The sequence below is a fragment of the Corynebacterium tuberculostearicum genome (assembly GCF_046097255.1).
GTDB classification, from domain to species: domain Bacteria; phylum Actinomycetota; class Actinomycetes; order Mycobacteriales; family Mycobacteriaceae; genus Corynebacterium; species Corynebacterium tuberculostearicum_J.
This window is the reverse complement of the sequence record NZ_CP175770.1, coordinates 2,119,771-2,134,637: the sequence shown is the minus strand read 5'-3', so window position 1 is coordinate 2,134,637 and position 14,867 is coordinate 2,119,771. Positions and strand designations below refer to the sequence as shown.

The 14,867-nt window shown below is 57.9% G+C and carries 13 protein-coding genes; 7 read left to right on the top strand and 6 right to left on the bottom strand.

Annotated elements, in window-relative coordinates; translation table 11 throughout:
• Positions 1 to 3 precede the first annotated feature (3 nt).
• Positions 4 to 930, bottom strand: coding sequence for a type I pantothenate kinase (gene coaA / locus ACKFRY_RS10135; RefSeq protein ID WP_250413500.1), 927 nt, complete (start codon positions 928 to 930; stop codon positions 4 to 6).
• Between the two features lie 118 nt (positions 931 to 1,048).
• On the opposite strand from coaA, the gene glyA reads away from it, so the two are divergent.
• The gene (glyA, locus tag ACKFRY_RS10130; protein WP_005323605.1) at positions 1,049 to 2,332 is read left to right on the top strand and encodes a serine hydroxymethyltransferase; all 1,284 of its coding nucleotides are present in this window, start codon (positions 1,049 to 1,051) and stop codon (positions 2,330 to 2,332) included.
• Here the strand turns inward: glyA and ACKFRY_RS10125 are convergent.
• A complete protein-coding gene (locus ACKFRY_RS10125; protein ID WP_250409697.1) occupies positions 2,329 to 2,658 on the bottom strand; it encodes a DUF5997 family protein in 330 nt (109 codons plus the stop codon). The two genes, glyA and ACKFRY_RS10125, sit on opposite strands and share 4 nt — an antisense overlap.
• Positions 2,659 to 2,729: 71 nt before the next feature.
• Between ACKFRY_RS10125 and ACKFRY_RS10120 the strand changes: the two genes are divergently transcribed.
• From ACKFRY_RS10120 to ACKFRY_RS10095, 6 genes are all read left to right on the top strand, one after another.
• Positions 2,730 to 3,404, top strand: coding sequence for a LysR family transcriptional regulator substrate-binding protein (locus ACKFRY_RS10120; protein ID WP_005323600.1), 675 nt, complete (start codon positions 2,730 to 2,732; stop codon positions 3,402 to 3,404).
• Positions 3,405 to 3,550: 146 nt separating this feature from the next.
• On the top strand, positions 3,551 to 4,177 hold the full coding sequence (locus ACKFRY_RS10115; RefSeq protein WP_005323598.1) for an LGFP repeat-containing protein: 627 nt from the start codon (positions 3,551 to 3,553) through the stop codon (positions 4,175 to 4,177).
• A gap of 184 nt (positions 4,178 to 4,361) precedes the next feature.
• On the top strand, positions 4,362 to 5,726 hold the full coding sequence (locus ACKFRY_RS10110; protein ID WP_200436323.1) for a PhoH family protein: 1,365 nt from the start codon (positions 4,362 to 4,364) through the stop codon (positions 5,724 to 5,726).
• A gap of 78 nt (positions 5,727 to 5,804) precedes the next feature.
• Entirely contained in the window at positions 5,805 to 6,374 is a 570-nt protein-coding gene (locus tag ACKFRY_RS10105) for a GNAT family N-acetyltransferase (protein WP_234447497.1), read from the top strand.
• An 809-nt stretch (positions 6,375 to 7,183) separates the two neighbouring features.
• On the top strand, positions 7,184 to 8,428 hold the full coding sequence (locus ACKFRY_RS10100) for an IS256 family transposase (RefSeq protein ID WP_049377104.1): 1,245 nt from the start codon (positions 7,184 to 7,186) through the stop codon (positions 8,426 to 8,428).
• Between the two features lie 44 nt (positions 8,429 to 8,472).
• Entirely contained in the window at positions 8,473 to 9,618 is a 1,146-nt protein-coding gene (locus ACKFRY_RS10095) for an IS30 family transposase (RefSeq protein WP_408922795.1), read from the top strand.
• A gap of 267 nt (positions 9,619 to 9,885) precedes the next feature.
• On the opposite strand, the gene ACKFRY_RS10090 is transcribed toward ACKFRY_RS10095, so the two are convergent.
• The 4 genes from ACKFRY_RS10090 to glpX all read right to left on the bottom strand — a co-directional run bounded on the left by ACKFRY_RS10090 (position 9,886) and on the right by glpX (position 14,744).
• A complete protein-coding gene (locus ACKFRY_RS10090) occupies positions 9,886 to 11,454 on the bottom strand; it encodes an MDR family MFS transporter (protein WP_150850903.1) in 1,569 nt (522 codons plus the stop codon).
• Complete coding sequence (locus ACKFRY_RS10085; protein ID WP_408922794.1) at positions 11,448 to 12,071, bottom strand: TetR/AcrR family transcriptional regulator; 624 nt, start codon at positions 12,069 to 12,071, stop codon at positions 11,448 to 11,450. The genes ACKFRY_RS10090 and ACKFRY_RS10085 overlap by 7 nt, the downstream gene beginning before the upstream one ends.
• A gap of 173 nt (positions 12,072 to 12,244) precedes the next feature.
• Entirely contained in the window at positions 12,245 to 13,645 is a 1,401-nt protein-coding gene (locus ACKFRY_RS10080) for a class II fumarate hydratase (RefSeq protein ID WP_408922793.1), read from the bottom strand.
• Positions 13,646 to 13,730: 85 nt separating this feature from the next.
• Positions 13,731 to 14,744 carry a class II fructose-bisphosphatase gene (gene glpX / locus ACKFRY_RS10075; protein ID WP_408921314.1) on the bottom strand — a complete coding sequence of 338 codons (1,014 nt, stop codon included), beginning with the start codon at positions 14,742 to 14,744 and terminating at the stop codon, positions 13,731 to 13,733.
• Positions 14,745 to 14,867 lie beyond the last annotated feature (123 nt).

The following is a 14,867-nucleotide window of genomic DNA, read 5'->3' as shown; positions in this document are numbered from 1 at the left end:
GCGCTAGAGCTTGCGCATCCGCACCTGTTCTACCAGGTGATGCGAGCCCTTTTTCAGCACGAGGGAGGCTCGCACACGGGTGGGCAAGATATTTTCCACCAAGTTCGGCAGGTTAATGGACTGCCAAATTTCGCGGGCCTGGTCGCGGGCCTCCTCATCGTTCATGTCTGCAAAGGCAGAGAAGTGGGCGTTGGGCTCGCGAAAAGCGGTGTGGCGCAGAGTAAGGAAGCGGTCGATATACCACTGCTCGATATCGTCGGTGCGGGCATCAACATATACCGAGAAATCAAAGAGGTCCGCCACGGTCAACGTGGGGCTCGTTTGTAGTACATTGAGCCCTTCCAGAATAAGGATGTCGGGCTGGTGAACTTCTTGATATTCCCCGTCCACAATGTCATAGGAGATATGGGAATAAAGCGGCGCCTTGACCAGAGGCTTTCCTGATTTTACGTCCGTGACAAAGCGAAGGAGTGCACGCCGGTCGTAGGATTCTGGAAATCCCTTGCGCTGCATGAGGCCGCGTTTCTTGAGGGTTTCGGTGGGGAAGAGGAAGCCGTCGGTTGTCACGAGCGCGACCTTGGGGTGGGAGTCCCAGCGTTGCAGGAGTACCTGAAGGAGGCGGGCGGTGGTGGATTTTCCCACTGCCACGGAGCCGGCCACACCGATGACAAAGGGAACGTGCGTCGGAGGGTTGCCCAAGAAGGATTCGGTAGCCGTGGTGAGCTGCTGGCGGGCCATAACCTGCATATGGATGAGGCGGGAGAGGGGGAGGTAGACGTCAGCTACCTCGTCTAGGTCGATGCGGTCTCCTAGGCCGCGAAGCTTTTCCACCTCGGTTTCCGTGAGCACCTGAGGCATGGATTTACGCAGTTCACGCCAGGTCTCGCGGTCAAAATCTAGGTAGGGACTCGAATCCAATGTGCGCGCCATGGCTCCATTGTTGCACTTGCATAATCTGCGGGTAAAAGTATGCCCCCTTAGGGAGCATGGCACGATAAGATATGCAGCATCCCATACCGCTTGATTTTGAGAAGGGGACCACACCTTTATGGCTTCTTTTACCTCTGACCTCCGCGACCTCGATCCGGACGTATTCGGCGCAATTCAGGGAGAGATTTCCCGCCAGCGCGAAACCCTGGAAATGATCGCCTCTGAGAACTTTGTGCCTCGCGCCGTGCTCCAGGCACAGGGCTCCGTGCTTACCAACAAGTACGCCGAGGGCTACCCAGGTCGCCGCTACTACGGCGGCTGCGAGCATGTCGACGTCGTTGAGGACCTAGCCCGCAACCGCGCTAAGGAACTCTTTGGTGCGGAATTCGCCAATGTTCAGCCGCACTCCGGCGCGCAGGCGAACGCCGCGGTTCTTTCCACCATCGCTGAGCCGGGCGACAAGATTTTGGGCCTGTCCCTGGCTCACGGCGGCCACCTTACCCACGGCATGAAGCTGAACTTCTCCGGCAAGCTTTATGATGTCGCAGCCTATGAGGTGGATCCAGAGACCATGCGTGTGGACATGGATAAGCTGCGCGAGCAGGCGCTGAAGGAAAAGCCGAAGGTGATTATCGGCGGCTGGTCTGCCTACCCGCGCACCATGGATTTCGCGGCCTTCCGTGAAATCGCTGATGAGGTCGGCGCTTACCTGTGGGTAGATATGGCCCACTTTGCGGGTCTTGTGGCGGCGGGCCTGCACCCGAGCCCAGTGCCTCACGCGGATATCGTGTCCACCACCGTGCATAAGACCCTGGGTGGCCCGCGCTCCGGCATGATTTTGGCCAAGCAGGATTATGCCAAGAAGATCAATTCCAACGTCTTCCCGGGCCAGCAGGGCGGACCGCTGATGCACGTGGTCGCTGCCAAGGCCATTGCTATGAAGATTGCTGCTACCGAGGAATTCAAGGAGCGCCAGGAGCGCACCTTGGAGGGTGCTCGCATTCTGGCAGAGCGCCTTACCGCTGATGATGCCAAGGCGGCTGGCGTGGACGTGCTGACCGGCGGCACCGATGTGCACTTGGTCCTGGCGGACCTGCGCAATTCCGAATTGGATGGACAGCAGGCAGAGGATCTGCTGCATGAGGTGGGCATTACCGTTAACCGCAATGCCGTACCGAATGACCCGCGTCCGCCGATGGTCACTTCCGGCCTGCGCATTGGTACTTCTGCGCTGGCAACCCGCGGCCTCGATGCCGAGGCCTTCACCGAGGTTGCAGATATTATCGGCACCGCCCTGGTCCAGGGCAAGAATGCCGATGTGGAGGCCCTGCGTGCTCGCGTGGACAAGATTGCCCAGCACTACCCGCTGTATGAGGGCCTCGAGGACTGGAAGCTGGTTTAGTCCTTCACCTCATGGCCACGGGCCTGCGCCATGGTAGCGCGGGCCTGCTGGAGCCATTCCGGCTGCTCTTGGAGGAGCTGATTGATTTCCGCTGTGGTCAGCGGCTTATCCATATCGTTCTTCTTGAGCGTGGTAACAGAGATTCCCAGCTTATGGGCAACCTCGGGGCGGGGATGGGGGCCTTCGCGGCGCAAGGTTTGCAGCCACTCGGGTGGGTTATGCTGCAATTCGCGCAGCTCTTCGTGGCTAATGGCACTATTTTGGAACTCGTCCGGCGCGGCGGGCAGGTAGATGCCTAGCTTCTTCGCCGCGGTTTGGGCACGCATGGCGGTGCCGGATGGTTGCTTTTGTTCTTCAGTCACGCTTTTACCGTAGCACTTTCAGTAGACTGTCCTCTATGCTGCGCTTAGCTTTTGCCACCGGTACAGAACCCGGAAAGTGGTTCCGCCGATTCGAGGAAAATACTGCTCATGGTGGCTTGTACACCGTTGATGCTGATGATGCGCTTGCCCCGCTGGTAGCCGGCGAGGTGGACCTAGCTCTTGCGCGCTTGCCGGATCCGCGGGTGGATGACACCTTTCACGTGGTGCGACTTTATAAAGAGGCCCCTGGCATTGCCGTTCCCAAAGACTCGGTCTATGCGGAGGTGGGCGAGGAGCTTGCGCTTGCCGACGTCGCCGATGAACACCTCAACTACCGCGTCGCCGATTCCGGGCTTGTCGATGTCCCCGCAGTCCGCGACGCCTTGCAGGTAGTGGCGGCCAACGTGGGTATCGCGATTGCGCCGCGGCCCCTGCTGAAGGTCCTGAGCAAAAAGCAGGTGGTGCCGTTGGGCCTTAAGGACGAGTCCGTGCCGGTTACGGAGATTGCGTTGGTGTGGCGCAAGGATGAGGATGGGGAGGCGATCCAGGACTTCGTGGGCGTCGCTAAGGGCCGTACGGCTCGTTCCTCCCGCCAAGAGAAGCCGAAGCGCAGCGCCAGGGAAAAGGCGAAGGCGAAGCAGGCGCGGAGAAACGTTAACAATTCGTTACAAAAGAAAAAGAAGGTCCCTAAGCAGCGCAAACGTAGGTAGGCCTTTACTGTTTGCTGTCTACTTCCTGTCCGGACGGGTGGCGCCAGCTGGGAGTCGTCGTTACGGTGGTCGTTGTTCGCCATAAAGGGTGATTTAACAATAATTTTAGAATTAACTTACTTTCTCGATGAAAGGATGATGCAGTAATGCAGAAGATGACCCGTCGTATCGCAGGTGGCTTTGCAGCCGCAACCCTGTCCGTTGCTCTCGTAGCGTGCTCCGATGCTGAGGATGCAGCTAACGACGCTAAGGATACCGCCGGCTCCGTAGCTGCAGACGCTACCGACGCTGCTGGCTCCGCTGCTGCTGAGGCTACTTCCAAGGATGACGCCGACGATGCGGACGCTTCCGAAGGTGCGGATGCTTCCGACGACAAGGACGACGCTGACGACAAGGGCGGCGCTACCAAGTCCATCGCTACCGCTAACGGTGACGTAGACGTTCCGGCTGATTTCGCTTCCGCTATTGAAGAGAAGAAGGCTGAGTGGGGCGACGTAAAGAGCATCGAGCAGGGTGACGATGATGAGTTCCTCGCTAACTTCGATAACGGCAACCTGCTGACCTTCGACGACGATGAGGGCGCTCAGCCTATCGTCGGCAAGATTGCTGAAACCTGGAAAGAGCAGGGCGGCTTGGACTCTGAGGTAGGCCTGCCTAAGGCTGCTGAGGAGAAGGCTGCTCAGGGCAAGGGCTGGACCCAGCAGTTCGACAATGGCGTAATCTCCTGGATCCAGGACGAGAGCGGTAAGTTCACCTCTTCCGTAGAGAAGTAAAAAGCTCCTTTAGAGCTTCTCCCTCTGCAGCAAGTGCTGCGGAGGGATTTTTCGTTTTCTTAATGTTCATCTTGCACCCATGTAATTTCAACCTTCGGTGCCTACTTTGGGTGGCAACCCCGTGGATCCGGGGTGATTCGGAAGAAGTCTGATCTACCGCACACTAAGGGAGAACCCTGCCATCATGTCTCGTCCCTCTGTACTTTCTACTCCGCTTGCCGCTACTGATAACACCGTCGCTACCAAGACCTATGTAGTGGATACCTCGGTCTTGCTTTCTGACCCTTGGGCCCTGCGCAAATTTGCGGAACACGACGTGGTCCTTCCCGTTGTAGTTATTTCTGAACTGGAAGGAAAACGTCATCACCCGGAGCTTGGCTGGTTCGCCCGCCAAGCTCTTCGCTTTTTGGAGGAGCTGCGCGCTACCTATGAGGCCTTAGACCAGCCGGTTCCCGTCAACGTCGATGGCGGCACCCTGCGCGTGGAATTGAACCATCAAGACCAATCCTTGCTGCCTACCGCGTTCCGCGGACCAGAAGGTGACCACCGCATCTTGGCGTGCGCGCTTAACCTTGCGCACGAGGGGAAGGACACCGTGTTGGTCACGAAGGACGTGCCGCTGCGCGTGAAGGCCGGTGCGGTAGGCGTGCAGGCGGATGAGTATCACGCCCAGGACGTAGTCTTGACCGGCTATACCGGAATGGCGACGGTGCAAACCAGCTCGGATGTCATCGATGCCCTCTATCGTGATGGGGAAGTCATGCTAGACGGCGTCGAAACGGAAAAGGGTACCGCCGTGGAGGACCTGCCGGTGCACTGCGGCTTGACCTTGGCTGCGGGTGCGCAATCCGCGCTGGGTCGCATGAGTGCTGATGGCGTGGTCGAGCTCGTACGTGGTGATATCAATGCCTTTGGCCTTCAGGGACGCTCCGCGGAGCAGCGCATCGCTTTGGACCTGCTGATGGACCCAAACGTAGGAATTGTCTCCATCGGTGGCCGCGCCGGCACCGGCAAGTCGGCACTTGCGCTGTGCGCCGGTTTGGAGGCGGTGCTTGAGCGCGGCGAGCACCGGCGCATTGTGGTCTTTCGCCCGATGTATGCGGTTGGCGGGCAGTCGCTGGGATACCTACCGGGCACGGAATCGGACAAGATGAACCCGTGGGCGCAGGCGGTCTATGACACTTTGGAGGGTTTGGTGTCTGACAACGTCATGGAAGAGGTGCACGAGCGCGGCCTCATCGAGGTCTTGCCCCTGACGCATATTCGCGGTCGCTCGCTGCATGATGCTTTTGTCATCGTGGATGAGGCGCAGTCCTTGGAGCGAAACGTCCTACTTACCGTGCTTTCCCGGTTGGGGAAGGGCTCGCGAGTAGTTCTTACTCACGATGTGGCGCAGCGCGATAACCTTCGCGTGGGCCGGCACGACGGAGTGCAGGCAGTGATTGAAAAGCTCAAGGGACATGAGCTTTTTGCGCATATTACGCTGCAGCGTTCGGAGCGCTCTGCCATTGCGGAGCTCGTCACTGACCTGTTGGAAGGCGGCAACTAGGCCAAGTTCGTTCGCGTTGGGCGATCTTTATGTGTACAGCGTGGCGAAGCTGGGCATGTCCCAGTAATAATGTTGTATATGAGCGAGAACGCCAAGCAGACGTCTTCGGACGATAAGAAGAAAGATTTCCGCATCCGTCCCTTCACCGCGGCGGACTACCCGCAGATGCGAGAGATCTATGAACAGGGTCTCAATACTGGGCACGCCACCTATGAGACCCGCTCCCTGACCTTCGAAGAATTCAAAGCAGGCAAGATTATACCTTCGGTGCATGTTGCCGTTGAAGCAGATGATGACTCTAAGGTCTTGGGGTGGGTTTCTGCGGCCCCTGTATCTACCCGCACCGTCTTCCATGGAGTAGTGGAGGACTCCATCTACCTAGGTGCCGAGGCACAAGGACGCGGCATTGGCGGCGCACTTCTGGATCGTCTGATTGAGGTGTGCAAGGACCTGCACAAGTGGGCCATCCATTCGTGGATTTTCCCTGAAAATGCAGGTTCTGCGGGACTGCACAAGTCCCGCGGCTTCGTGAAGGTGGGCACCTACTCGCATATGGCGAAGATGACCTACGGCGAGCTTGCGGGCCAGTGGCGCGACACCGACGTATATGAGCTGCTTTTGCCCAAGCCGGAGGAAAAGAAGCGGTAGCTTCCCCGGCGCATACTAGCCCCTGCTCGTACCACACTCGTGGTAACGATGGCAGGGGCTTTTTGTTTAGGCCTTAGAACCTTGAGTTCAGAGGGTCGTTGCAACACTTTCCCTTAGGAGGGTGTTGTTGTGTCTGGGGTTGTTGGCCCGTTTCATTCGTTGTCTGAATCGGATCGTCGTGGCTTAGTTGCCTTGGTTGGCAGTGGGCGTAGTGTCCGTTCGGCGGCTGGTGAGCTTGGTTGTCATTACGGGCATGCTTTGAATTTTTGCCATGCCTTTGGATTGCCAGTCGTGTATAAAGCCGAACGAGTTGATCGCCGCGGCAGCCAGGCTTTCCAGCTTGTGGAGCTAGTCCGAAGCGGACTGTCGGTACGCCAAGCTGCTAAAAGATGTGGGATGCATCTTACCGCTGCGTATGCCGTAGCTACGGAAGCTGGGTGCCATATCCGGTTGAGTCAGTATGCTCGGAAAGTCCGCCAGACGCAGTTAAGAGTGGAATACTTGCGCCTTCGGCTGGCGAGCCTGCCTGGTGGTGATGCTGGCGCGGCAGTAGGAATTGATCGTCGACTGTGTTTAGATTTCGAAAAAGGACTCACCAAATCCCAGGGTCGACGAGAAGAGTTCATACCCGTCGGCGAAGACGCCAGCACGTATAACAGACTTATGAAAGCGCTGCGCCAACGGGTTGCGTCCCCTAACGTGGTGTATCTGTAGCCCGCGGTAAGTCTTGTGCCGGTGTGCATGAAGGCGACCATCGCGGGTACCTTTCGAATCAACTCTTACCTATCCTCGAAAGGAAGTACCCTGCGATGGCCGCTGACCCTCATCATATCGATCCGACCGCGTATCTCGAAGAGCTACTGACTCAAGCGTCCCCAGATTTGATGCGCCAAATGCTCACTGACTTCATCAACCAGATTCTTTCCGCCCAAGCAGACACCGTCTGCGGGGCTGATTACGCCACCGTGTCAGCCGAGCGCACCAACACACGTAATGGCTACCGTCATCGCCAACTTGATACCCGAGTCGGCAGCATTGATGTGGCAATCCCGAAGCTACGCACCGGCGCATTTTTCCCTGACTGGCTGCTAGAGCGCCGCAGCCGCACCGAGCGTGCCCTGACCACAGTCATCGCCACCTGTTACCTGAAAGGAGTCTCCACTCGCAGGATGAACGACTTGGTGGCCACCCTTGGGATCAACAACTTGTCGAAGTCTCAGGTCAGCCAGATGGCCAAAGAACTCGATGACATGGTCGATGACTTCCGCACCCGCCGGCTTGACCAAGGCCCCTACCACTTTGTCTCCTGCGACGCGCTGACAATGAAGGTGCGGGAAGGAGGACGTGTCGTAAAGACCAGCGTGTTGCTGGCCACAGGTGTCAACGCTGACGGCTACCGAGAGCTTTTGGGCATGCAGGTTGCCACCGCGGAATCTACCGCGTCGTGGACCGGGTTCTTTCGGGACCTCATCGCCCGTGGCCTGACCGGGGTATTCCTCGTTACTAGTGATGCCCATCTTGGTATTCAAGCAGCCGTGGGTGACTGCCTGCCGCAGGCTAGTTGGCAGCGGTGTCGAACGCACTTCGCGAAGAACCTCTCGGCCCAGGTTCCCAAAACCCAATGGCCGACTCTGTCAGCGATGTTTCACACAATCTTTCAGCAACCCGATGCCGCTAGTGTGTGGGCCCAAGCTCGTGAGGTTATTGAATTCTGCCAGCAGAAATTTCCTCACGTTGCCACCTACCTCGAGGAGTGTCTCGACGAGCTGTTGGCGTTTACCGCTGCGCCGAGAGCGGTGTGGACCAAAATCTGGTCGAATAACCCCACTGAACGGCTCAATAGGGAGATCCGCCGGCGTACCGATGTCGTAGGAATCTTCCCAAACCGAGACGCTGTTGTGCGCCTTGTTGGGGCGGTTTTGGCCGAACAGCACGATGACTGGATCCAACAGAAGCGTTATATGTCACTGACCAGCCTGGCACAGACCAAAGAGATCATCGCCGCTGGGGTCATCGACGAGGACCGCGACAACAACCAGGAGATCGCCGCGTGAATACCCTCACCCCTTATCCCCGAGATGGCCCCTAAACCACCGCCATGAAACTAACTCCAGATTCGAAAAACAGATACACCACTACCCAGGACTTGACCCGCCAACGCCATGATGTCATCGAATCCGGAAGGCTTGCCCCTCCCGCCTTACCTAGCGGGGTGGATCCGTATAAACGCATCAGCAATCGCTACATTTGCTTCGAAGAACGCGTCATTATCGCCGATCTTCTCCGCGAAGATGTGCCGCTGCGTGAGATTGGGCGCCGTTTAGGGCGAAGTGCATCGTCAATTCAGCGTGAAGTACGCAGAAACCACAGTGCTCAAGGCCCGTATCGTGCAGAAACAGCCCAGTTAAAGGCCTGTGCGCGCAGATTACGGCCGAAAATACCGAAACTACTAGCCAACAAAAGACTATGGGACTATGTATGCGCACAATTGCGGGCACAATGGTCACCTGAGGAGATTTCTAATCGCCTGCCCATCGACTACCCCACTGATAAGGACATGCGCATTAGTCACGAAACGATTTATGACGCCTTTTACCTGCAGGCCAAAGGAAGACTCAAAGACCTTGGCCTGGACTTGCCGACCGGTAGAAAGAAACGCAAGAAACGCCAAACCCGCTCCAGCACACCTGCCCAGCAACGCTTCGTCGACGACATGATCCTCATAGACGACCGACCAGATGAGGTAAGTGAACGTATTTTGCCAGGCCACTGGGAAGGCGACCTCATCCTCGGTAAAAACAACCAATCAGCGGTAATCACGCTAGTAGAACGCGTTAGCCGATTTGTTGTCCTTGGCCACCTACCGGGAAGGCATACCAGCAAAGAAGTATTCACAGCCCTGCACAAGGCAGTTGCAGGAATCGATAAAGCTATCTGGTCATCAATTACCTGGGACCAAGGAAGCGAAATGGCTGGTCATAAAGCCTTTACCATGGCCACTGACATTCCCATCTACTTCTGTCACCCAGGATCACCATGGGAACGCGGCAGCAACGAAAACACCAACGGCAGGCTTAAAAGAAACCTTCCCAAAAACAGCGACCTGTCCATCTACAGCGCCGAGGACCTAGAAATGATCGCCAACATTCACAACCACAAACCACGCAAAGCACTCAACTGGCGCACCCCAGCCGAAGTCATGACCAACGCCCTCACACAAACCGGTAGCATCAAACCAAACTAACCATCATCGTTGCAACGACCCCTAGAATCCGCCAACCAGGGGAGCGGCAATAAAAATGCCCCGCCTAGGGCGGGGCATATCGGCCCACCGTGCGCGCGGGCTTGCGCCACACTTCGATGGGACCGGCCTGGATTTGTAACGCCGCTTGGAGGCCGCCGGGGGCATAGCCGAGGGCGGATTCAATGGGGGCGTCGGCAAGCGGGAGTGCATCGCGCAGGGCATGCAGCTCCCGGCTAGTGGCCTGTATTTCTGCAGGTGAAGGTGATATTAGTCAATCGTTTCCTTCAGTCGCTCCTCGCGCAGTGGCAGGAGGAGGATGAGGGCGACGATAACCAGCGGAACCATGAGGGCGATGACCGGGGTCAGTCCGTCATTGTAGGAGTTGAGGATTGCTTCCTCGATGGGCTTGGGGAAGGACGCAACCAAATCCGGGGTGAGGCTATTGGCACCGCCATTGGCGTCGCCGAACTTCTCCGCGTAGGCGGCGCCCTCCGGTCCCATCTTCTGGAAAGCCTCTGGCAAGCGGGTGGCCATCTCATCCTTCATATTGTGGATGAACATGGAGCCAACCAGGGAAGCACCCAGTGCGGAGCCGATCTGGCGGAAGAAGTTATTCGCCGCGGTAGCCGTACCCACCTGGGACAGCGGGAAGGAGTTCTGGACGATGAGCACGAGGACCTGGATAACCATGCCCAGGCCGATGCCGAAGACGAGGAACTCGCAGCCCAGCTGCTTCAGGGAAGTCTCTACGGAGAGGTGGGACATCCAGAACAGGGCGCCGGCGGTAATCGCCAGGCCGATGATGGGGTAGACCTTGTAGTGGCCGGTGCGGGCGATGATAAAGCCCACGCCAGTGGAGGTGCCGATAAGGCCAACCATCATCGGGATCATCATGAGACCCGCCTTGGTTGGGGTCAGGGTGTGCACCATCTGCAGGTAGGTAGGCATGTAGCCCAGAACACCGAACATTGCCAGGCCAAGTACCACGCCGGAGAGGGTAGTCAGGGCCATGTTGCGGTTCTTGAATAGGCGAACCGGGATGAGCGGTTCTTTAGCGCGCAGCTCCACAAAGACGGTGATGATGGCGCCGATAATGGTGATGGCACCCAAGGTGAGGATCATGGAAGAGCCCCACTCGTACTCGGTGCCGCCCCAGGTGGTCATGAGGATAAGGGAGGCGGTGGTGATGGCGATGAAGGTGGCACCTAGCCAGTCAAAGCGCTTCATATCGGCATCACCTACGCGCAGGTGCAGCACGAGGGTGCACACGATAATGGCGAGGATACCCAGCGGGATGTTCATCCACATGCCCCAGCGCCAGCCTGGGCCGTCGGTGAACCAGCCGCCGAGGACGGGGCCGAGAACCGAGGACAGGCCGAAGACGCCGCCCATGATGCCCATGAACTTGCCGCGCTCACGGGAGGAGGTGACCTCGGCGATGATGGACTGGGAGGAAATCATCATAAAACCTGCGCCAAAGCCCTGCACAGCGCGGGCGATGATCAGCAGTGTCATGGAGTTTGCAAAGCCGCCGAGGGTAGAGCCCACGACGAAGGTGGCGATACCGCCGATATAGAGCCACTTGCGGCCTAGCATGTCACCCAGCTTGCCGGAAATAGGCATGGCGATGGTCATGGTGACAAGGAAGGCGGAGATGACCCAGCTCATGTGGTCGACGCCGCCAAGCTCACCAACGATGGTTGGAAGAGCAGAAGAGAAGATCATTTGGCCCAAAGAGCTCATCAGCATGGTGAGCATCAAAGCCGAGAAGATAAGCCCGAGGTTATCGGCTCGGGATTGGCCCTGCGTGGGGGCCTTAGTGGCCGTATCTACCATCGCATTCCTTTCATAAAATCTGTTATTAGCGTGAGGGAAGTATCGAGTCGCGCGTGGAGGTCCTTGCTGCAATCCGCATCGGGGGATGCCATCGCGAGCCACAGTGCCTCGCGGACGAGGCCAGCGATGAGCATCGCCTCGGTACTTGCGGAGCAGTTATCGAGGACGCGAAGCTCCGGTTCTGTGGTGAGGCGTTCTTCAATGAGGTCGATAAGCTCAACGGATTTTGCCCGCTTCCGGCTAATTGCCGCCGCGGCCGCATCAGGATCATTAGAGATGCGCTTGCGGCGGTCCCGGATGGTCGGGTTGATGTGGTGGCCTTCCATATGTCGCCTGACCAACTGGAGGACGAGTCCTACCATGCTGGTTGTTGGCTCCGTGAGGAAGAACTCCCGCATCTCCTCCGTAAACTCGGTGCTTGGAGCACCTAGTACGGCGGATTCCTTAGAATCGAAGTAATTGAAGAAGGTGCGCCGAGAAATACCGGCTACTTCGCAGATCCTCTCAATCGTGACCGCGCTAAAGGATTGTTCATCCACCAGCCTTGTGGCGGCATCCTCAATGCGCAGGCGCGTCTCGAGGCGCTTCTGCTCGCGTAGTGATAATTCTTCTTGCACGCCATGCAACTTTACACTCGGTGCAAACTTGCACCAAGTGCAAAAGTGGTGATTTTAGAGGTGCGTTTCCACTAATGTGTGCTATGCCATAGCGCTTGCCGACGCCCCCTTACCCCAGGCATGCGAAACCCCGCCCGAGTCCTGCCCGGGCGGGGTGGCGGTGCGGCGATTACTTAGAAGTTATCGCGGTCGCGGTTAGTCATGCTCAGCACGTTGAGGCGCTTATCCAGCTCCTCTTCGGTGAGGTTTTCGCCGTCGACAAAGCCTAGGTCAATAACGGCCTGGCGGACGGTGATCTTCTCGTGCAGGGCGTGCTTTGCTGCCTTAGCTGCGTTCTCGTAGCCAATAGCAGAGTTAAGCGGGGTCACGATGGAGGTGGAAGACTCCGCAAAGTGCTTCATGCGCTCCTCGTTGGCCTCGATGTGATCGATGCACTTATCGGCGAAGACGCGGGAAGCATTAGCCAGCAGGCGAGCGGACTCGAGTACGTTACGCGCCATCATCGGGATGAAGACGTTGAGCTCGAAGTGGCCCTGGGCGCCGCCAAAGGCTACGGCTGCGTCGTTGCCTACCACCTGGCCCGCCACCATGGTGACGGCCTCTGGGATAACCGGATTGACCTTGCCCGGCATGATGGAGGAACCCGGCTGCAGGTCCTTCAGGTGAATCTTGGCCAGGCCGGTCAGCGGGCCGGAGCCCATCATGCGCAGGTCATTGGCAATCTTATTGAGGGATACAGCAATCGAGCGCATGGCGCCGGAGAATTCCACCAAGCCATCGCGGGCAGCCTGTGCCTCGAAGTGATTTTCTGCTTCCTTCAGTTCCTTCACGCCGGTGAGCTTCTTAAGCTCCTCGGTCACCTTGGCGCCGAAGTCAGCGGAGGTATTCAGGCCGGTACCGGTGGCGGTGCCGCCGATGGCCAGCTCACCCAGACGCGGCAGGGTGGCCTCAATGCGTTCAATGCCCAGCTCGATCTGGCGGGCGTAGCCGCCGAATTCCTGGCCCAGGGTAACCGGGGTGGCATCCATCAGGTGGGTGCGGCCGGCCTTGACCACATCGGCGAATTCCTTGGCCTTCTTGGTCAAGGATTCATGGAGGACCTTCAGGCCCGGGATGAGGTCATTAACGGCAGCTTCCGTAGCGGCTACGTGCGTAGCGGTGGGGAAGGTGTCATTAGAGGACTGGCCCATGTTCACGTGGTCATTCGGGTGAATTTCCACGCCATTGTTATGTGCCAAGGAGGCGATAACCTCGTTGGTGTTCATATTGGAGGAGGTGCCGGAACCGGTCTGGAATACGTCGATGGGGAAGGCATCGTTATGCTTGCCCTCGGCAATCTCGGTGGCGGCAGCAATGATGGCATCGGCCTTGTCCGCGTCCAGCTTGCCGGAATCCTTATTTACCTGGGCGCAGGCTGCCTTGAGGAGGCCAAGGGCGCGAATCTGTGCATTTTCCAGGCCACGGCCGGAGATAGGGAAGTTGTCCACTGCGCGCTGGGTCTGTGCACGCCACAGGGCATCTGCAGGAACCTTAACTTCGCCCATGGTGTCATGTTCAATGCGGTATTCAGTCATGTGAAGATCACCTCAGTTAATTGGGTAGTGTGTGCTTTCCAGTATGGCGGAGAACCAAAAGAAGGGCCGCCTTCGGGGGTGAGCCCTACTTCTTGGTTGGCGTCTCGTAGTCCACGACGGAATACTCCTGCAGCTTGGACAGCTTGTGGATGGAGTCGATGTAGCGGATGGTGCCGGACTTGGAGCGCATGACCAACGAGCGGGTCGTAGCACCGGAATTGCGGTAGGAAACGCCGCGCAGCATGTCACCATTGGTCACGCCGGTGGCGGCGAAGTAGCAGTTCTCAGAGGAGACTAGATCATTGGTCTTGAGGACGCGGTCCAAATCATGGCCGGCGGCGCGGGCCTTTTCTGCTTCCTCTTCATCCTTCGGCCACAGCTTGCCCTGGATCTCGCCGCCCATGCAGCGCATCGCGCAGGCGGTGATGATGCCCTCTGGGGTGCCGCCGATGCCCATCATCATGTCGATGGAGTTCGAATCCTGGCAGGTGGCGATGGCGCCGGCCACGTCACCATCCATGATGAGGCGGACCTTCGCGCCTGCGGAGCGAATTTCAGAGATGAGCTGTTCGTGACGAGGACGGTCAAGGACCACCACGGTCAGATCGGAGGGGCGAATATTCTTCGCCTTTGCCACGGACTGGATATTCCACTCCACAGACTCGTTGATGTCGATAGCGCCAACTGCCTCGGGGCCAACGGCGATCTTTTCCATGTAGAAGACTGCGGAAGGGTCATACATGGTTCCGCGTTCGGCAGCCGCAATGACGGAAATAGCGTTGGGGCGGCCTTCCGCCATCAAACGGGTACCGTCGACCGGGTCTACGGCGATATCCATGGCGGCACCCTCGCCGGTGCCGACCTCTTCGCCGTTAAAGAGCATGGGGGCCTCATCCTTTTCGCCCTCACCAATGACAACGACGCCGTTCATCGCTACGGAATTGATGAGCTTGCGCATGGCGTCGACCGCCGCGCCATCGCCCTCATTCTTCTGGCCGCGGCCTACCCAACGGCCGGAAGCGAGTGCTGCTGCCTCGGTGACACGAACCAGTTCCATTGCCAGGTTGCGGTCAGGAAGATAAGACGTATTTTCGGACATGTGTAGTGGTTGCCTTCCATAGTTTTCTCATCGAGGGGTGTTCCCCTTGATGCTCTACCTTTCCATTCTCGCACTTTTTTGCTCTAATGGGTTCGATTTTGCGCCCCATTTGTGGGGGATTGA

Coding starts and splice junctions, on each gene's coding strand:
- ACKFRY_RS10110 (WP_200436323.1), top strand. CDS start 4,362: ATGTCTCGTCCCTCTGTACTTTCTACTCCGCTTGCCGCTACTGATAAC.
- ACKFRY_RS10080 (WP_408922793.1), bottom strand. CDS start 13,645: ATGACTGAATACCGCATTGAACATGACACCATGGGCGAAGTTAAGGTT.
- ACKFRY_RS10120 (WP_005323600.1), top strand. CDS start 2,730: ATGCTGCGCTTAGCTTTTGCCACCGGTACAGAACCCGGAAAGTGGTTC.
- ACKFRY_RS10100 (WP_049377104.1), top strand. CDS start 7,184: ATGGCCGCTGACCCTCATCATATCGATCCGACCGCGTATCTCGAAGAG.
- ACKFRY_RS10115 (WP_005323598.1), top strand. CDS start 3,551: ATGCAGAAGATGACCCGTCGTATCGCAGGTGGCTTTGCAGCCGCAACC.
- ACKFRY_RS10095 (WP_408922795.1), top strand. CDS start 8,473: ATGAAACTAACTCCAGATTCGAAAAACAGATACACCACTACCCAGGAC.
- coaA (WP_250413500.1), bottom strand. CDS start 930: ATGGCGCGCACATTGGATTCGAGTCCCTACCTAGATTTTGACCGCGAG.
- ACKFRY_RS10125 (WP_250409697.1), bottom strand. CDS start 2,658: ATGCGTGCCCAAACCGCGGCGAAGAAGCTAGGCATCTACCTGCCCGCC.
- glpX (WP_408921314.1), bottom strand. CDS start 14,744: ATGTCCGAAAATACGTCTTATCTTCCTGACCGCAACCTGGCAATGGAA.
- ACKFRY_RS10090 (WP_150850903.1), bottom strand. CDS start 11,454: ATGGTAGATACGGCCACTAAGGCCCCCACGCAGGGCCAATCCCGAGCC.
- ACKFRY_RS10105 (WP_234447497.1), top strand. CDS start 5,805: ATGAGCGAGAACGCCAAGCAGACGTCTTCGGACGATAAGAAGAAAGAT.
- glyA (WP_005323605.1), top strand. CDS start 1,049: ATGGCTTCTTTTACCTCTGACCTCCGCGACCTCGATCCGGACGTATTC.